Origin of the sequence: Amycolatopsis viridis (assembly GCF_011758765.1) — a bacterium.
In the GTDB taxonomy this organism is placed as follows: Bacteria; Actinomycetota; Actinomycetes; order Mycobacteriales; family Pseudonocardiaceae; genus Amycolatopsis_E; species Amycolatopsis_E viridis.
In genome coordinates, this window is the sequence record NZ_JAANOU010000001.1 from 4,695,304 (window position 1) to 4,713,204 (window position 17,901).

17 protein-coding genes and 1 pseudogene are annotated in these 17,901 nt (G+C 73.3%); 10 read left to right on the forward strand and 8 right to left on the reverse strand.

The window, feature by feature from the left end; translation table 11 throughout:
* Positions 1–78 precede the first annotated feature (78 nt).
* The 6 genes from FHX46_RS23260 to FHX46_RS23285 form a co-directional block, all read right to left on the reverse strand.
* Positions 79–363, reverse strand: a complete 285-nt coding sequence (locus FHX46_RS23260) for a DUF202 domain-containing protein (protein WP_167118903.1) — start codon at positions 361–363, stop codon at positions 79–81.
* A complete protein-coding gene (locus tag FHX46_RS23265) occupies positions 360–716 on the reverse strand; it encodes a YidH family protein (protein ID WP_167099160.1) in 357 nt (118 codons plus the stop codon). The genes FHX46_RS23260 and FHX46_RS23265 overlap by 4 nt, the downstream gene beginning before the upstream one ends.
* 97 nt (positions 717–813) lie before the next feature.
* Positions 814–1,734, reverse strand: coding sequence for a non-homologous end-joining DNA ligase (gene ligD, locus FHX46_RS23270; protein WP_167118906.1), 921 nt, complete (start codon positions 1,732–1,734; stop codon positions 814–816).
* Positions 1,735–1,791: 57 nt separating this feature from the next.
* Entirely contained in the window at positions 1,792–2,841 is a 1,050-nt protein-coding gene (locus FHX46_RS23275) for a zinc-binding dehydrogenase (protein ID WP_167118909.1), read from the reverse strand.
* 136 nt (positions 2,842–2,977) lie between these two features.
* A complete protein-coding gene (locus FHX46_RS23280; protein ID WP_167118912.1) occupies positions 2,978–3,475 on the reverse strand; it encodes a DUF4262 domain-containing protein in 498 nt (165 codons plus the stop codon).
* Between the two features lie 141 nt (positions 3,476–3,616).
* Positions 3,617–3,841 (reverse strand): hypothetical protein, encoded by a 225-nt coding sequence (locus FHX46_RS23285; RefSeq protein ID WP_167109613.1) that lies wholly within the window; start codon positions 3,839–3,841, stop codon positions 3,617–3,619.
* An 85-nt stretch (positions 3,842–3,926) separates the two neighbouring features.
* Here FHX46_RS23285 and FHX46_RS23290 point away from each other — a divergent pair, with 85 nt between their 5' ends.
* The 7 genes from FHX46_RS23290 to FHX46_RS23320 all read left to right on the forward strand — a co-directional run bounded on the left by FHX46_RS23290 (position 3,927) and on the right by FHX46_RS23320 (position 11,973).
* A complete protein-coding gene (locus FHX46_RS23290) occupies positions 3,927–4,877 on the forward strand; it encodes a GlxA family transcriptional regulator (RefSeq protein ID WP_167118916.1) in 951 nt (316 codons plus the stop codon).
* 15 nt (positions 4,878–4,892) lie between these two features.
* Positions 4,893–6,089 (forward strand): cysteine desulfurase-like protein, encoded by a 1,197-nt coding sequence (locus FHX46_RS23295; protein WP_167118919.1) that lies wholly within the window; start codon positions 4,893–4,895, stop codon positions 6,087–6,089.
* 113 nt (positions 6,090–6,202) lie between these two features.
* Positions 6,203–7,528, forward strand: coding sequence for a purine-cytosine permease family protein (locus tag FHX46_RS23300; RefSeq protein WP_167118922.1), 1,326 nt, complete (start codon positions 6,203–6,205; stop codon positions 7,526–7,528).
* A gap of 23 nt (positions 7,529–7,551) precedes the next feature.
* Positions 7,552–9,102: a hydantoinase/oxoprolinase N-terminal domain-containing protein gene (locus FHX46_RS29075; RefSeq protein ID WP_167118925.1), complete on the forward strand. Its 1,551-nt coding sequence runs from the start codon at positions 7,552–7,554 to the stop codon at positions 9,100–9,102.
* Positions 9,099–10,175, forward strand: coding sequence for a DUF917 domain-containing protein (locus FHX46_RS23310; RefSeq protein ID WP_167118928.1), 1,077 nt, complete (start codon positions 9,099–9,101; stop codon positions 10,173–10,175). The genes FHX46_RS29075 and FHX46_RS23310 overlap by 4 nt, the downstream gene beginning before the upstream one ends.
* Positions 10,172–11,266, forward strand: coding sequence for a DUF917 domain-containing protein (locus tag FHX46_RS23315; RefSeq protein ID WP_167118931.1), 1,095 nt, complete (start codon positions 10,172–10,174; stop codon positions 11,264–11,266). Before FHX46_RS23310 ends, FHX46_RS23315 begins: the two co-directional genes overlap by 4 nt.
* A complete protein-coding gene (locus FHX46_RS23320) occupies positions 11,263–11,973 on the forward strand; it encodes an SDR family oxidoreductase (RefSeq protein ID WP_167118934.1) in 711 nt (236 codons plus the stop codon). The genes FHX46_RS23315 and FHX46_RS23320 overlap by 4 nt, the downstream gene beginning before the upstream one ends.
* Here FHX46_RS23320 and FHX46_RS23325 read toward each other — a convergent pair.
* Positions 11,958–12,767, reverse strand: a complete 810-nt coding sequence (locus FHX46_RS23325) for a putative hydro-lyase (protein WP_167118937.1) — start codon at positions 12,765–12,767, stop codon at positions 11,958–11,960. The genes FHX46_RS23320 and FHX46_RS23325 overlap by 16 nt on opposite strands.
* A gap of 29 nt (positions 12,768–12,796) precedes the next feature.
* Between FHX46_RS23325 and FHX46_RS23330 the strand changes: the two genes are divergently transcribed.
* Together FHX46_RS23330 and FHX46_RS23335 are read left to right on the forward strand one after the other, a co-directional pair.
* Entirely contained in the window at positions 12,797–13,861 is a 1,065-nt protein-coding gene (locus tag FHX46_RS23330) for a DUF917 domain-containing protein (RefSeq protein ID WP_167118939.1), read from the forward strand.
* The gene (locus tag FHX46_RS23335; RefSeq protein ID WP_167118943.1) at positions 13,858–15,354 is read left to right on the forward strand and encodes a helix-turn-helix domain-containing protein; all 1,497 of its coding nucleotides are present in this window, start codon (positions 13,858–13,860) and stop codon (positions 15,352–15,354) included. The genes FHX46_RS23330 and FHX46_RS23335 overlap by 4 nt, the downstream gene beginning before the upstream one ends.
* A gap of 242 nt (positions 15,355–15,596) precedes the next feature.
* On the opposite strand, the gene FHX46_RS23340 is transcribed toward FHX46_RS23335, so the two are convergent.
* The gene (locus FHX46_RS23340; RefSeq protein ID WP_167118947.1) at positions 15,597–16,721 is read right to left on the reverse strand and encodes a citrate synthase; all 1,125 of its coding nucleotides are present in this window, start codon (positions 16,719–16,721) and stop codon (positions 15,597–15,599) included.
* A gap of 67 nt (positions 16,722–16,788) precedes the next feature.
* On the opposite strand from FHX46_RS23340, the pseudogene FHX46_RS23345 reads away from it, so the two are divergent.
* Positions 16,789–17,805, forward strand: a pseudogene (locus FHX46_RS23345) (citrate/2-methylcitrate synthase); the annotation flags it as partial.
* Positions 17,806–17,901 lie beyond the last annotated feature (96 nt).

Below are 17,901 nucleotides of genomic sequence, written 5' to 3' on the forward strand. Positions count from 1 at the left end.
GCGCGATTTCCGGACGCCCACCGGGTGATCGGCGGCACCGGTGAGCAGGAACAGCGCGGCCGCCGCTGCGCCAGGCGGTCAGGGCAGCAGCACGACCTGCAGGGCGGTGAGCACACCCGCGCCCGCGACGGCGATCGAGGCCGCGGCGAGGACACGGCGGGAACTGCCGGTCCGGGGCGGGCGCCGCACCGCGACGAACCACAGCACCACGACGACGACTGCGCACCCCGCGGCGGCGAAGTCCAGCGGAGCGTCCCGGGTCAACCCGCTGCGCAGCAGCAACACGGCCGCCACGGCGGCGGCGAGCGCGGTGCGCTGCCAGGCCAGCTCGGTGCGCTCCGGCTGGAGCCCCGGATCGCTCATCGCACACTGGCCAGCACGACTACGAGGACGACGGCCCCGGTGGCCGCCGCGGCCCACCCGACGATGAACGGCAGCCACGTCATCGGCAGGGGCCGCTTGTGCCGCATCGCCCGCTGCACCCGCGCCCAGCGGCGGTAGCCGAACCCGGCGAGGAGGGTGCCGGTGACGGCGAGCAACGCGGCGAGGGCGGCCCGCAGCCCGGCGACGGAGAACTGCGGTACGAACTGCATGAGCGCCACGGACCCGGCGACGAGCGCGAGCGCGGTCCGCAACCAGGCGAGGAACGTGCGCTCGTTGGCCAGCGTGAACCGGTAGTCGGGCTCCTCCCCCTCTTCGTACCACCGTGGGCTCATGCGGCTCACGTTACTGTTCGGCCAGGTCGGGACCGGCGGGGGTGTCCCGGCACGCTGCGGCCGGGAGGATCTCGACGGCCGGCGCCGGGAGAGCGGGTCACCGTGCGCGGGGCAGCTGGACCGGTTCGCCGTGGAGGGTGGCGAACAGGTCGCCCAGTTCCGCGGTGCGGTCCAGGACGTCGTCGCTGCGGAACGTGAGCTGGGCGGGCCGGCGGCAGGCCTCGACCTCGTCCCAGGTGAGCGGCGTCGACACCGTCGGCTCCGCGCGGCCGCGCAGCGAGTACGGCGCGACCGTCGTCTTGTGCGGGTTGTTCTGGCTCCAGTCGATGAACACCTTTCCCGGTCGCAGGCTCCTGGTCATCGCGGCGGTGACCCGGTCCGGGGTCTCGGCGGCGAGTTTCTTCGCCGCCTCCCTGGCGAAGGCCGACGTGTCCTCCGGCGTCGCGGTGCGCACCGCCGCGTACAGCTGCATGCCCTTCGACCCGCTGGTCTTCGGGTACAACCGCAGCCCGTCCGCGGCCAGCAGGTCACGCAGCCGCTCGGCGACCCGGCAGCAGTCGACGATCGTCGCCGGCTCCCCCGGGTCGAGATCGAACACCAGCAGGTCCGGGTTGCGGCGCGCGCCTCGCGGACCCACCGTCCACTGCGGCACGTGCAGCTCCAGCGCGGCGAGGTTCGCCGCCCAGATCAACGTCGGCACGTCGTTGACCAGAGGGTAGGCGTTGACGTCCGCACTCTGCCCGCGGCCGCCGCCGGCGATCTTCGCGGTCCGGCCCCAGCTGGGCGCGTGCCGTCCGGCGTCCTTTTCGTAGAACGGGTCTGCCTGGACGCCATTGGGCCAGCGGCGGAAGGTCAGCGCGCGATCCCGCAGGTGCGGCAGGATCACCGGAGCGATCCGCGCGTAGTAGTCGATCACCTGCCCCTTCGTGAAACCGGCCTCCGGATAGAGGACCTTGTCCAAATTGGACAACACCAGCCGGCGCCCGTCGACCTGCACCGTCACCCTGTCCTCGGCCATGTCCCCCAGCGTGCCCCAGCACCACCCGCCGTGCACGGCGGCGCGCTGCCCGCCGGCTCAGGGCACCAGGACCAGGCGGATCGGGTTGCCCTCCTTCCGTTCCAGGTGCTCCACCGCCGTGACGGCGTCGGCGAGCGGGAAGGTGCCACTGATCGAGCGGCTCCACTCGACGCGGTGGTAGCGGGCCAGCTCGATGAGCTGCTCGACCGCGCCGGGCTGGGACCCGTAGTGGCCGAGCAGGCGCTGACCGCGGTAGCTGAACCCGACGCCGTCGGTGATGGTCAGCGGTTTCGCGGTCAGCCCGACGAGCACCAGACGCCCGCCGAGACCGAGGCAGCTCACCGCCTGCTCGCGCACGGACGGCACCCCGGCCATGTCGAAGGCCACGTCCAGCCCGGCTCCCCCCGTGACGGCGAGGACCTGCTCGCGAAGCGTCGGCTCCTCCGGGTCCAGGACCAGGTCGGCACCGAACTCCAGCGCCCGCTTCCGCGCCGCCTCCAGCGGATCGACCGCCACGATCGGCGCCGCGCCGACCAGCCTGAGCAGCTGGACCGCGTGCGCCCCGAGCCCGCCGGCGCCCCAGACGCCCGCCGGCCGCGCGGGCTGGGCCTGCCCGGTGCCGGTGATCGCACCCCACGGCGTGGACACCGCGTCCGGCACGATCGCCGCCTGCACGAACGGCAGGTCGTCCGGGATCGGGATCAGGGTGTGCTGGCTCGCGAGGGCGTATTCGGCCCACCCGCCGTCGTAGTCCACGCCCCGCGTCCGCACCTGGAGGCACGGGTCGCGGAACCGGACGCAGTTCGGGCACTGGCCGCACCGCTCGCCCGCCTCGATCGCCACGCGCTGCCCCTCCTGCCATCGGCTCGGCACGTCCGGCCCGATCGCGTCGATCTCGCCCGCCACCTCGTGGCCGAGGGTCACCTCGGGAGCGTCGAGGAAGAGCGGGGTGAGGCTGCCGTCGATCAGGTGCACGTCCGACAGGCACACCCCGGCCGCACGGACCTTGATCCGGACTTGCCCGGGGCCCGGTTCGGGTACCGGCACCTCCGTCACGCCGAACGTGCGCGAACCGATCTCCAGCCGGCCGGCCAGCATGGTGGCCATCGGTGTCCTCCCGTCGTCGCGGCCCGTGTCCACCACATGGTGTCCCGGCCGCGCGGACTTCACACGTGACCGCGGGCCACGATCGGTGACGGATGTCCGCCCTCGTGATCCCGCCTGGCGCGATCGGGCCGCCGGGCTAGGGCCACGGTGGGACCACGGCCTCCGCCACCACCGCACCGGCGCGCGGGCCGAGGACCGGCTGACGCCCGCCCGGGCCGTGCCAGCCGGGGCACCACGGCCATCGGCCCCGTGCATCGGCGTGGACGAGTTGTGTCGCGCGGATCTCCAGTCCGAACAGGTCGGCCGCGGTGCGCAGGTGGACCGGCGGCACCGCCACCGCGACCGCCTCCAGCAGCAGGTTGCCCGGGCCGGGCAGGCGCTCCCCCGGCGAGAGGTCCGGCTCGCCGGTGCGCAGCAGGTGCGCGGCCACGTCGTTCAGCACGTCACGCGCCGGCAGCGGCGCCATCGCGGTGACGACCAGCTCCGGTCTGCCCCGTGCCGTCAGCCCCACCGTGTAGGCCCACGGCGGCCGCGAACCGTTGCCCTCGAACGACATCACCGCCCAGCCGTGCACGCCGATGATCTCGCACACGTGGCGCAGGTGACCACCCCGCCGGTCGCACAGTCCGCCCATCGTCTCCCCCTCGGAATCGGGTCGCTGTGCGATCGACTATGCCGCCCGGCACCGACAAAAAGACAGGCCGACCGCCAAGGGGTTCACCCGATCGGGGAGACCGTCACCCGCTTCTTCCACAGTGGACGACGACCGGGCCGGCTACGTGCGGTGGAGGCGGGGGCTGGGACGCGGGCCGGTCAAGGTCTGCGGCGCGGGCCGGACCTCGTGGCGCCAGGCCGTCGCTTCGGCGTGGATCCGCGGCGCGTCGCGGTCCTCGACGTCGAAGCTGCCGGACATCCGCGGCGACCCCTGGCGGCGGTGCGTGCGGTTGAGACCGGCCACGACGAGGGCGATGAGCAGGACGAACATCAGCAAAGCGGTCATGGCAAGAATTATTCGCTGCCGAAGAAACTGCCAGAAGTGGCAGAACAGCCCTTGTTCGACAAAATCCCGCCAGCTACCCTGAGGCATGCTCCGCACCGTGGCCAGCGTGCTGGTGGACCGTTCCGCCGTCTTCGAGTTCGGCGTCGTCTGCGAAGTGTTCGGCATCGACCGGACCGACGATGGCGTGCCACCGTTCGAGTTCCGCGTGTGCGGCGAACGCGCCGGTGAGCCGATCCAGGCCAGCGTCGGCGTCCAGCTGATCCCCGAACACGGACTGGACGCGCTCGACGGCGCCGACCTGGTCGCCATCCCGGCGGCCATCGTCCGCGACGAGTACCCGGAGGTGGTGCTCGACGCGATCCGGAAGGCGCACGCGAACGGCGCCACCATCCTGACCGTGTGCAGCGGGGCGTTCCTGCTCGGCGCCACCGGCCTGCTCGACGGCCGGCCGTGCACCACGCACTGGAAGCACATCGACGACTTCAAGCAACGCTTCCCCGAGGCGTACCTCGACCCGGACGTGCTGTTCGTCGACGACGGCGACATCATCACCAGCGCCGGCACGGCCGCGGGCATCGACGCCTGCCTGCACCTCGTCCGCCGGGAACTCGGCTCCGCGCCGGCCACCGCGATCGCCCGCCGCATGGTGGTGCCGCCGCAGCGGGACGGCGGCCAGCGCCAGTTCATCGACCTGCCGATCCCGGAGTCCACAGCGGACAGTCTGGAACCGGTGCTGGCGTGGATGATCGAGCACCTCGCCGACGAGCACAGCGTGCCGGAGCTGGCCCGGCGCGCGCAGATGTCCGAGCGCACGTTCGCGCGCCGGTTCGCGGCGGCGACCGGCACCACACCGGTCAAATGGCTGACCACGCAGCGCGTCCTGCACGCCCGCACCCTGCTGGAAACCAGCCGGCTGGGCATCGAGGAGATCGCCCGCGAGTGCGGGTTCGGCACGGGAGCCCTGCTCCGGCACCACTTCCACCGGGTGGTCGGGGTGTCCCCGCACGATTACCGCCGCACCTTCGCCGCTTCCTGAGGCATGCTGGGCCACGTGACCTACGACGTGACCTCCGTCCGCACACACTTCCCCGCGCTCGACGAGGGCGCCGCGCACTTCGACGGCCCGGGTGGAACCCAGGTGCCCGACGTGGTCGGCGAAGCGGTCGCGGCGACCCTGTGCGCGGCGATCGCCAACCGCGGCTCGATCACCGCCGCCGAACGCCGCGCCGACCGCATCGTCGCCGAGGCGCGCCAGGCCGCCGCCGACCTGCTCGGCGCGCAGCCGGGCGGCATCGTCTTCGGGCGCAGCATGACGCAGCTGACCTACGACTTCTCGCGCACGCTGGCGAAGACGTGGCGGGCCGGCGACGAGGTGGTGGTGACCCGCCTCGACCACGACGCGAACATCCGGCCGTGGGTCCAGGCCGCCCAGAGCCGTGGGGTGACCGTGCGGTGGGCGGACTTCGACCCGGCGTCCGGTGAACTCGCCGTCGAGGCGGTCCGCGGCCTGCTGTCGGACCGCACGCGGCTGGTCGCGGTCACCGCCGCGTCGAACCTGCTCGGTACCCGCCCGGACATCCCGGCGATCGCCGCCGCGGTGCACGAGGCGGACGCGCTGCTCTACGTCGACGGTGTGCACCTGACCCCGCACGCGCCGGTGGACGTCACCGCCCTCGGCGCGGACTTCTACGGCTGCTCCCCGTACAAGTTCTGCGGCCCGCACCTCGGCCTGGTCGCCGCTTCGCCCGAGCTGCTGGCAACCCTGCACCCGGACAAGCTGGCGCCGTCGACGAACGCGGTGCCCGAGCGGTTCGAGCTGGGCACCCTGCCCTACGAGCTGCTCGCCGGAACCACCGCCGCGATCGAGTTCCTGGCGAACCTCGTCCCCGGCGAGGGCACTCGCCGGGAGCGGCTGCTGCGGTCGCTGACCGAGCTGGAGGAGCACGAACAGGCCCTGCTCGACCGGCTCGACAGCGGGCTCGCGCGGATCCCGGGCGTGACCCGGTACGGCTCTCCCGGCCGGCACCGCACCCCGACCGTGCTGTTCTCGGTCGCGGGCGTGCCCTCGCAGGTGGTGTACGAGCGGCTCGCCGCGCGCGGCGTGAACGCGCCCGCGAGCAGCTTCTACGCCTTGGAATGCTCCCGCCACCTGGGGCTGGGCGACACCGGTGCGGTGCGCGCCGGGATCGCGCCGTACACGACGGCCGGCGAGGTCGATCGACTTCTGGATGCGGTCCGCGAGCTCTGACCGGCCGAGGTGCACAGGTGAGGCGGCAAGACTGTGCACCTCGCACAGTGACCGGGGCGTTGGCGCTGTTTACGGTGCTGTGAACCGCATCTTCTCCGGATAAAGGAGGTCGCATGGCCTCGTCAGTCGGTGTCGACGACTACGCCCTGACCAGGGTCCCGGACAGCGCCCGCTACGCCTGGTGGTCGGTCGCGGTCCAACGGTTCGGTCAGGTCTCCGCACTGTCCCAGTTCCTGCTCGGCGCCACCATCGGCTTCGGCATGGGGTTCTGGCAGGCGTTCCTCGCGTTCACACTGGGCGCGGTCATCCTCGAACTGATCACGATCCTGGTCGGCGTGATCGGCATGCGCGAGGGCCTGTCCACGTCGATGATCGCCCGCTGGACCGGTTTCGGCCGCGGCGGCTCGGCGCTGATCGGGCTCGCGATCGGGATCAGCCTCATCGGCTGGTTCGGCATCCAGTCCGCCGTGTCGGCGCAGGGTCTGGTCTCGCTGATCGGCGGCCTGCCGGAATGGGGCTGGGCGCTGGTGTTCGGCCTGGTCGTGACCGCGATCGTGGTGCGCGGCTTCCACTCGATGACGTGGACGGCCTACCTCACCGTGCCGGCGTTCCTGATCCTGGTCGGCTGGTCGATCATCTCCGAGCTGTCCAGGCACGACGTCGGCGCGCTGGTGGCGTCGGCGCCGCCCGGGCCGCAGCTGAGCCTGCTGCAGGGCACCACCCTGGTCGCCGGCGGGTTCATCGTGGGCGCGGTGATCACGCCGGACATGACCCGGTTCAACCGCACCACCGGCGACGTGGTCAAGCAGACCCTCGTCGGCGTCACGCTCGGCGAGTACGTCATCGGCATGGCCGGTGTCCTGCTGGCCCACGCGGTGTCCTCCGCGGAGATCACCACGATCGTCACGTCGTCGGTCGGCTGGGTCGGGTTGCTCATCGTGATCGCCGGCACCATCAAGATCAACGACTGGAACCTGTACTCGTCCGGGCTCGGGGTCGTGAACTTCATCGGCACCGTCTCCGGGCGCAAGGCCCACCGCGGCCTGGCCACCGCACTCCTCGGCCTGGCCGGCAGTGTCCTCGCGGCGGCCGGGATCCTGAGCAAGTTCACCGACTTCCTCACCGTGCTCGGCGTCGCGTTCCCGCCGATCGCCGGGATCATGGTGGCCGAGTACTTCGTGGTCAAGAAGTGGCGCGGCGACCTGGAAGCGGCGCGCGCCAAGGACACCGTGCCCGAGGACGCACCGCTGTGGGTGCCCGCCACGATCGTGGTCTGGGTCGCCGCCGCGCTCATCGGCGAGTTCGCCGACTGGGGCCTGCCCAGCATCAACTCGCTGGTCGTGGCGTTCGTGCTGTACGTGGTCGCCGGCAAGCTCGGGCTGATCCGCGGTGTCGGCCGCAGCCGCACCGCCGACGCCGACCCCATCCCCGCTCCCTAGCACAACCAGGAAAGGAACCTCTCGTGCGCATCGGCATCGACGTCGGCGGCACCAACACCGACGCGGTCCTGCTCGACGGGCGCCAGGTGCTCGCCTCGATCAAGACCAGCACCACCGAGGACGTCACCTCCGGCATCGTCGCCGCGATCAACGGCCTGCAGCAGCAGCGGGCGTTCGACCCGGCCGCGGTGCAGGCCGTGATGATCGGCACCACGCACTTCATCAACGCGCTGGTGGAGGCGCACCGCCTGGCGCCGACCGCCGCGGTGCGGCTCAGCCTGCCCGCCGGGGCGTCGCTGCCGCCGATGGTGGACTGGCCGCAGCGGCTGGTCGACGCGGTGTCCGGGCGCAGCTACCTGGTGCACGGCGGGCACGAGTTCGACGGCCGCCACATCGCCGAGCTCGACGAGGGCGAGCTGCGCAAGGCGGCCGAGGACATGGGGCAGGCCGGGGTGCGCAGCGTGGCGATCACCTCGGTCTTCTCCCCCGTCAACGCCGAGTTCGAGGCCCGCGCCGCGGAGATCATCGCGGCCGAGCTGCCGGACGTGGCCATCTCGCTGTCCCACGAGATCGGGCGGATCGGCCTGCTGGAGCGGGAGAACGCGACGGTCATCAACGCGGCGCTGCGTGAGCTGGCCGCGCACATCGTGGACGGCCTCGCGGCGTCCGTGTCCGGTGCCGGCATCACCGCTCCGCTGTACCTGAGCCAGAACGACGGCACGCTGATGGACGTCGACTTCGCCCGCCGCTACCCGGTGGCGACCTTCGCGTCCGGCCCGACCAACTCGATGCGCGGCGCCGCCGTGCTGTCCGGTCTGGACACCTGCGCCGTGGTCGACGTCGGCGGCACCACCAGCGACGTCGGCGTGCTGCGGCAGGGTTTCCCGCGCGAGGCGACCACGGACGTCAGCGTCGCCGGGATCCGCACCAACTTCCGCATGCCGGACGTGCTGTCCATCGGCATCGGCGGTGGCAGCCGGGTCCGCGGCGGCGCGGGTGACCTCACGGTCGGCCCGGACTCGGTCGGCTACGAGCTGACCTCGAAGGCATTGGTCTTCGGCGGTGACACGCTCACCGCGACCGACATCGCGGTGGCCGCGGGCCGCGCCGAGATCGGGGACCCGGGCCTGGTCGCCCACCTCGATCGCGACCTGGTGCGGGCCGCGCTGGACAAGATCGCCGCGGACGTGGCCGACGTGGTCGAGCGGATGCGCACCTCGGCCGAGCCGCTGCCGGTGGTCGCGGTGGGCGGTGGTTCGGTGCTGCTGCCGGACGAGCTGGCCGGCGCCGGAACGGTGCACCGGCCGGAGAACTACGCGGTGGCCAACGCGATCGGGGCCGCCATCGCGCAGATCGGCGGCGAGGTCGACCGGGTGTACGCGATCGAGCCGGGACGCCGCGAAGCGGTGGTCGAGGAGGCCAAGCAGGAGGCCGTGGACCGCGCGGTCGCCGCCGGGGCCAGCCCGGCCTCGGTCGGGATCGTCGACTTCGACGAGGTGCCCATCCCCTACCTGCCCGGCAACGCCACCCGCATCCGGGTCAAGGCCGTCGGCGACCTGCAGCTGGGAGCGTGACGATGCACGAGATCACGATCGACCACCTGGACGACATCGCCCGCGGCGCGGCCATCCTCGGCACCGGCGGCGGGGGCGACCCCTACATCGGCCGGCTGCTGGCCGCCGCCGCGGTGCGCGACCACGGCCCGGTGCCGCTGGTGCCGCTGGACGAGATCGGCGACGACGCGGTGGTCCTGCCCGTCGCGATGATGGGCGCGCCCACCGTGATGGTGGAAAAGCTGCCCTCGGCCGAGCAGGTCGGGGTCGCCGCCCGGACCCTGGCCACCTACCTTGGCAAGGAACTGACGCACATCGCGTGCGCCGAGGCAGGCGGGGTCAACTCGCTCATCCCGGTGGTCGCGGCGGCGCAGCTGGGCCTGCCCCTGGTGGACGCGGACGGGATGGGCCGCGCGTTCCCCGAGCTGCAGATGGTGCTGCCCACGCTGTACGGCGTCCGCGCGACCCCGATGTCCATCGCCGACGAGAAGGGCAACCGCGGTGTCCTGGACACCGTGGACAACCACTGGGCCGAGCGGCTGGCCCGCTCCGCGACGGTCGACATGGGCTGCTCGGCGATGATCAGCAACTACGCGATGTCCGGTGCGCAGGCGCGCGAGTCGCTGGTGCCGGGCACCCTGAGCCTGTGCGCCGAGCTGGGCGCGCAGGTGCGGCAGGCGCGGGCCGAGCACGCCGACCCGGTCGCCCGCGTGGTCGAGCGGCTGGGCGGCCGGACGCTGTTCAGCGGCAAGGTCGTCGACGTCGCCCGGCGCACGGTGACCGGGTTCGCCCGCGGCGAGGCGAAGCTGTCCGGAATGGACGGTGACACGGGCAGCGAAATGGTGCTCAAGTTCCAGAACGAGCACCTGGTGGCCGAGCGCGACGGCGTCCCGGAGGCGTCGGTGCCGGACCTGATCTGCTGCCTGGACCGCGAATCCGGGGAGGCCGTCACCACCGAGGGCCTGCGCTACGGCCAGCGCGTCACGGTGATCGCCGCGCCCGCCGACCCGCGCTGGCACACGCCGGGCGGGATCGAACTCGCCGGGCCGCGCTACTTCGGCTACGACATCGACCCCGTCGGGGTGTTCGCGTGAGCTGGACGCTGACCGAGGACCACCTCGAAGACCTCGCGCGCGGTGCAGCCGTGCTCGGCACCGGTGGCGGCGGCGACCCGTACGTCGGGCGGCTGCTGGTGCGGCAGGCGATCCGCGAGCACGGGCCGGTCACCGTCCTCGACCCGTCCGAGGTCGGCGACGAGGACCTGGTCGTGCCGACCGCGCAAATGGGCGCGCCGACCGTGGTGCACGAGAAGCTGCCCAGCGGCGCGGAACCGGTGCTGGCGCTGCGCACCCTGGAGAAGCACCTCGGCAGGCGGGCGATCGCGACCATGCCGATCGAATGCGGCGGGATCAACTCGATGATCCCGCTGGTCGTCGGCGCGCGGCTGGGCCTGCCGGTGGTCGACGCGGACGGGATGGGCCGCGCGTTCCCGGAACTCCAGATGGAGACGTTCGGCGTCTACGGCGTGGCCGGGTCGCCGATGGCCATCGGCGGGGAGCGCGGCGAAACCACGGTGATCGACACCGGCACCGACAACCGGCGGATGGAGTGGCTGGCCCGCGGCATCACGATCCGGCTCGGCGGGGTGGCGCACATCGCCGAGTACGCGATGAGCGGCGCCGAGGTCAAGCGCACCGCGGTACCGCGCACGTTGTCGCTGGCGCTGACCGTGGGACGCACGATCCGGGAGGCGCGGGAACGCAACCTCGACCCGGTGGCGGAACTGGGCACGGCGCTGGGCGAGACGCTGTACGGCCACCTGCGCGTCCTCTTCCGCGGCAAGGTGTCCGACGTGGAACGCCGGACCGAGGCGGGCTTCGCGCGCGGTCGCGCGCAGGCGACCTCGTTCGACGGCGACCACAAGCTGGAGCTGCTGTTCCAGAACGAGAACCTGCTGGCACTGGTCGACGGCGAGGTGCGGTGCCTGGTACCGGACCTGATCTGCGTGCTCGAGTCGGAGTCGGGCGAGCCGATCACCACGGAGACGCTGCGCTACGGCCAGCGGATCGTGGTGGCCGGGATCTCCACCCCGCAGCTGATGCGCACCCCCGAGGCGCTGGCCACCTTCGGGCCGGCCGCGTTCGGCCTGTCCTACGAATTCACTCCCGTGGAGGAACTGCAGTGAGTCTGACCGAGCGCACCGTGGTGATCATCGGCGGCGGATCGGGGATCGGGTTCGAGGTGGCGCGCCGCGCGGCGGACGCCGGCGCCCACGTGTTCCTCGGCGGCCGCACCGAGTCGACACTGGCGGCCGCGGCCGAGAAGATCGGCGCGCAGTGGCACGTGGTCGACAACACCGACCAGGACTCGCTCGCCGAGTTCTTCGGCGCGGTACCGCGCGTGGACCACCTGTTCACCCCCGGCGCGTCCTACCGCACCGGGCCGATGCGCGAACTGTCCGACGAGGACGCGGCGAGCCCGTTCGTCACGAAGTTCTGGGGCCAGTACCACGCCGTGAAGCACGCCGCGCCGAAACTGTCCCCGGACGGGTCGGTGGTGCTGATGTCCGGTGCGGCGAGCGTCCGGCCACCCGGCCCGGCGCCCGCGTACATCGCGTGCAACGCGGCGATCGAGGGGCTCGGCCGCGGGCTGGCGGTGGAGCTGGCGCCGGTGCGCGTCAACGTCGTCGCGCCGGGCACGATCGACGGGAACCTGTGGTCGCAGCGGCCCGCCGAGGTGCGTGAGGCGAGCTTCGCGCAGTACCGGTCGGACACGGTGCTGCACCGCGTCGGCCTGGAGTCCGAAGTGGCCGACGCGGTGCTCTACCTGTTCGGCGCCACCTTCACCACGGGTTCGACGCTCTACCCGGACGGCGGCTACTCGTTCCGCTGAACCGGGACGCGGTACTCGCTGTCGGCGCGGTCGGTGATGAACATGTGGCCGGGCGAGTGGGTGATCGCGAACGGTGGTTTCGACGCCATCAGCGCCGCCTGTGGCGTGACCCCGCACGCCCAGAACACCGGCACGTCACCGGGGTCCGCCTCGACCGGTTCACCGAAGTCGGGGCGGCCCAGGTCGACGATCCCGAGCTCCCCGGGGTCGCCGACGTGCACCGGTGCGCCGTGCACCGCCGGCATCGCGCCGCTGATCGCGACGGCCTCGCCGACCAAACCGGCCGGGATCGGGCGCATCGACACGACCAGCGGGCCGTGCAGCCGTCCGGCCGGGCGGCACCGCCGGTTCGTCACGTACATCGGCACGTTGCGGCCCTGCTCCAGGTGCCGCAGCGGGACGCCGGCGGCACGCAGCCCGGTCTCGAACGTGAAGCTGCACCCGATCGAGAACGCGACCAGGTTCTCCTGCCACAGGCCGCGCACGTCCTCCACCTCCTCGGCCAGCTCGCCGTGCCGCCACACCCGGTACCGGGGCAGGTCCCGGCTCAGGTCGGCGCCCGGCGCGAGCACCGTCGAGGTGTCCCCCGGGTCGGTCACGTCGAGCACCGGGCACGGCCGTGGGTTGCGCTGGCAGAACAGCAGCACGTCGTAGGCCCAGTCGCGCGGCACGGCGATCAGGTTGGTCTGCGTGAAGCCGGGAGCCCATCCCGACGTCGGCGCCACGGTCCCGGCGCGGAACGCCGCGCGCGCCTGCTCCGGGGAAGTGGTCGCCGGATCGTCTACCCTGGTCATGCCCTCCAGCTCAGCACACGAAGGCCGGCATGCGCATCACCGCGGCGGACGTTCCCGCACTCGAACGGGGTGTCGCGCTGCTCGGCTCCGGCGGGGGCGGCGACACGATGACGGCGGCGGCGCTGTTGCGCCAGCACGTGATCCACGGACGCGAACCCGAGGTTCCCGCCGCACTCGACCCGGCGACCCCGGTCATGCCGGTCGGCATCGCCGGCTCGACCGCGGCGTTCACCGAAAAACTGCCGAGCGGGTCGGAGTTCGCGACCGCGGTGGCGGCCCTCGAACGCTGGACCGGCGCCCGCGCCGGCGCCCTGATGTCGATCGAGATCGGCGGCCTCAACGGGCTGATGCCGCTGGTGGCCGCCGTCGAGCTGGGCCTGCCGTGCGCCGACGCCGACCTGTCCGGACGCGGCCTGCCGCGGCTGAACCAGCTCGCCATCGCCGCGACCGGCCGCGGTCTCGCCCCGGCCGCGCTCGCCGAGCCCGGCGGCCAGGTGCTGCTGCTGGCGGCCGGATCGGACGAGGCGATCGAACGCGGCGCCCGCACGTTCGTGGCCGGTTCCGGTGGCTGGGCGGCGATGGCGTTCGCCCCGGTGCCCGCCGGTGAACTGCCCGGGTGCGCCGTCATGGGCAGTGTGCGCGCGGCGCTGGAGCTCGGCCGGCGCGTGCTCGCGGCCGGGGAGAGCCCGGACCCGGACCGGCTCGCCGCGGCCTCCGGTGGGCAGGTGCTGGCGATGGGCCGGGTGCTGGAGGTGTCCCGGCACATCGGCCCCGGGCGGCACGGCAGCGCCGGGTTCGGCCGCGGCAGCGCCACGCTGACCGACCACCGCACCGGCGCGCTGCTGCGGCTGGAGATGGAGAACGAGTACCTCCTCGCGCTGCGCGACGGGCAGCCGGTGGCCTCCACGCCGGACGTGCTCGCCGTCGTCGACCACCGCACCGGGGTCCCGGTGTCCTGCGACACGATCCGCGCCGGGATCGAGGTCGACGTGCTGCGGCTCGCCGCGGCGCCGTTCTGGACCGATCCGCGGCGGCTGCCGGTGCTGGAGCCGCGCGCCTACGGCATCGACTGCGATCCGGTGCTCGCACCATGATCCTGCGCCGCCTGCTGGCCCTGCCGTCGTGGGCCGCCGACGTCCGGGTCGTCGCCGGACAGTCCGGGCTGGACAGTCCTCTCAAGACGGTCCGGGCGACCCTGGACGCCGCGGACAGCCCGGGCCCCGGCGAGCTGCTGGTGCTGGCCCGCGAACTGCGCGGCACGGACTGGCAGATCGACGCCCTGCTGCGGCGCGGCGCCGACAGCGGCGCAGCCGGCCTGCTCCTGCCGGAGGTCGAACCGCAGACCGCGACCCGGCTGCTGGCCGACCGGCTGGCGATGCCGCTGCTGGTGACCACCGCCCGGCCACTGGACCTGCTGGTCGACGCCCGGCTCATGCTCGCCGCGCCCGACCTGGACCGGGCGAACCTGGTGCTGGCGACGCATCGCGCGCTCGGCGAGCGGCCCCGGTCGCCGGAGGAGGTCGTGACGGCGCTGCGCGGGCTGCTGCGGTCACCGGTGGCGTTGCTGGACGACCGGGGCGAGCCGGTGGCCGGGGAGCTGCCGTCGGCCGGGCGGCTCCGGGTGGCCGAACCGGTGCCGCAACGCGTCGAGCTCGACGACGGTGTCCTGCTCGCGCATCCCGCGCTGCTCGCCGGTCCGGTGCTGTGGGTGGCGGCCGAGCTGACCGGGGCGCACGCGGCGCGCGCGGACGTCGTGCCGCCCGCGCTGGCGGTCGCGGCCGGCGCGGTGCAGCGCTGGCTGCTGGCGAACCGGCTGGAGCTGGAGCGGGACGCGCGGTCGCGGACGGCGCTGCTCGGTGATCTGCTCCGGCTGGACGCGGAGCCCGGCGCGGACCTGCGGCGGCGCGCGGCCGACGCCGGGTGGCGGCTGGGCGGCTGGCACGTGGGACTGCGCATCGGCGTGCCGTCCGGTGTGGACACCGTGGCGCGGACGACCGAGGTGGTGCGCGCACTGCGCGCGGAACAGATCGAGGCCGTGGTCGTCGAGCACGGCGACGGGTGGACCGGGTGGGTGACGTTCGACCAGGAGCCGACGGCCGAGCGCGTCCGCACGCTGGCGGCCCGGCTGCGCGCAGCGCACAAGGCGCTGCGCCGCACCCTCGGCTCACACCTCGGGGTCGGCCGGCCGCATCCCCAGCCGGACGGCCTCGCCGCGACGGTCGCCGAGGCCACCGACGCCGCCCGGCTGGCCGCGACCCGGCCCGAATCGGGGCACTTCCTGCACGTGGACCAGCTCGGGATGGCGCAGCTGCTGCTGGAGTGGACACGCACGGACACGTTCGAGCCGGCGGCACGGGCCCTCGTCGCACCGTTGCGCGGTGCGCCCGGTGACCTGGTGCGCACCCTCGCCACCTATCTGGACGCGGAATCGTCGATCGCCGAAACCGCCGCCGTGCTCGGCGTGCACCGCAACACGGTCGCGGCACGGATCGCCCGCATCGAACAGCTCCTCGGGGTGGACCTGTCCCGCCCGGACGACCGTCTCGCCCTGCACCTCGCCTCACGCGCCATCACCCTCGGCGACTGAGCCGCCGCCCCCGCCCGACCGCCCCGGAACCGCCAACACACCGCCCCGCCCAGCAAACACGCCGCCACGAGCGGCAAACACGCGAGAACACCGGCGTGTTCGCCGCTCCCGCTGGCGTGTTTGCCGTTCGCGCGGGCGTGTTCGCCGCTCCCGCGCGCGTGTTCGCCGCTCCCGCTGGCGTGTTCGCCGCTCCTGTGCGCGGGTTGGCCGCCGCGGGCCTGGCGCCGGCTGGTGACCGGGCCTCAGCCCGGCACCCGGAAGCGCAGCCCCGGCTCGGCGTACTCCTCCAGCGCGTGCGCGATCCAGCCCGCGGTGCGGGCCACCGCGAAGATCGTCTCCCCGGCGTCCGCGCGCATGTCGAACGCGTGCATCATCGCGGCGAGCGCGAGGTCGATGTTGCAGAACATCTCCGCGCGCCCGGACAGCCGCTCCACCAGCTCGGCCACCACGGGGTCCGGCGGCAGCAGCGCCAGTAGCGCCTCCGCCCGCGGGTCGCGCCGCTGGTAGATCCGGTGCCCGAACCCGGGGACGCCGCCGGCGGTCCGCAGCCGCTCGGACAACGCACCCACCGGGTCCTCCCGCGCCTGCGCCAGGAACCGGTACGCCAGTGTGCTCGCCCCACCGTGGTAGTGCCCGTCCAGCGCGCCCAGCCCGGCCGACACCACCGCGTACACGTTGGCTCGCGCGCTCGCCGCCACCCGGGCGGCCACTGTGGACACCGCCAGCCCGTGGTCGGCGAGCAGGACCAGTGCGGCGTCGAGGAGATCCGGCTGCGCCCGGCGCGCGGTGAGCTTGGGCCACAGCCGCGCCCCCAGCGTTCCCCGTCCCGTGCGGCCCGGCAACGCGTCGGCCAGTACCCCGATCAGCCGCTCCCCCGCCGCGCGCACCGCCCCTGGCGCGAGGTCGAACCGCAGCGGATCCGCCGCACCCAGCACGGCCACCGCGACCCGCAGGTGATCGGTCAGGCGCGCGGTTGCGGGCAGCGCGCCGGTGGCCGACCGCACCAGGCCGACCAGTTCCGGCGATTCCGGGAACGGCGGGCGGTCGCCCGGCTCACCCGTCCACAGGAAGTGCGTGACCGACTCGAACGACCACTGCGGCGCCAGTTCGGCGACCCGCTTCCCGCGGTAGTACACCTCGTCACCGTCGAACCGGGTCAGCTGCGTGCGGACGCCCTCCACGACTCCCGGCTCGCGCCCACGCCCGGCCAGCCGGTCCACTTCCGCGGCCGCGAAGAGGCTGCCGCGCCGCCCGGGCTGTTTCACACTCGTCAGCAGCCCTCGGCTCGCGTATGCGTACACGGTCTCCGGCTTGACGCCCAGGCGCCGCGCGACCTCCGCCGTGGTCAGAAAGCCCTCGTCGCTCACTCTGCTCCGATTCACATTGATTCAATCAATATTGACAATACTCCGTCCACATAAGGACAGTAAGGCTATGACCGAACTCATCGACGTGCCCGCCGGACTGCGGAACGTCGTCGTCACCACCACCGAGCTGGGAGACGTGCGCGGGCGCGAAGGCTTTTACCACTACCGGCAGTACTCGGCCATCGACCTGGCCCGGGCCAAGACCTCCGAGGACGTCTGGTTCCTGTTCCTGGAGGGCCGTCTCCCCGAACCCGAGGAACGCACCCGCTTCGCCAAGGAACTGGCACCGCTGCGCATCCTGCCGGCGGAAGTGCGCGAACTCCTGCCGCTGGTCGCCCGCGCCGGCGATCACCCCCTGGCCGGGCTGCGCACCGCCCTGTCCGTGCTCGCCGCGGCGCGGAACCTGCCACCGCTGTGGGACGCCGATCCGGAGCGCCGCAAGGCTGACGCGATGCTCGTCTGCGCGGTGACGCCGACGATCCTGGCCGCGCTGCACCGCCTCCGCTCCGGGCAGGATCCGCTCGAGCCGCGCGCCGACCTCGGGGCGGCAGCCAACTGGCTGTACCTCGTGACCGGTGCGGAACCGGCGGCCGAGCACGCGCGGGCCATCGAGCAGTACCTGATCGCCACCGTGGACCACGGGTTCAACGCCTCGACCTTCACCGCACGCGTGGTGGCCTCCTGCGGCGCGGACCTGGTGTCGGCCGTCGCCGCCGCGCTCGGCGCGTTCAGCGGGCCGCTGCACGGCGGCGCACCCGACCGCGCCCTGGCGAGCCTCGACGAGATCGGCACCCCGGACCGCATCGACGACTGGGTGCGTGCCCGCATCGCCGCCGGTGACCGCATCATGGGCTTCGGGCACGCCGTTTACCGGACGCAGGACCCGCGTGCGGTGCTGCTGCGGGACATCGCGCTCGGCCTCGGCGGCGACCTCGTCGACTTCGCCACCACCGTCGAGCGGCGGGTGGTGGAGATCCTGGCCGAGCTGAAACCGGGCCGCGAACTGTACGCGAACGTCGAGTTCTACGCCGGGGTCGTAATGGCGCTGTGCGGCCTGCCGCGCGCCCTGTTCACCCCGACGTTCGCGGTCAGCCGGGTCGTCGGCTGGTGCGCCAACGTGCTGGAACAGGCCGCCGGGTCGAAAGATCATCCGCCCGGCGGCGCGCTACGTCGGCCCGCC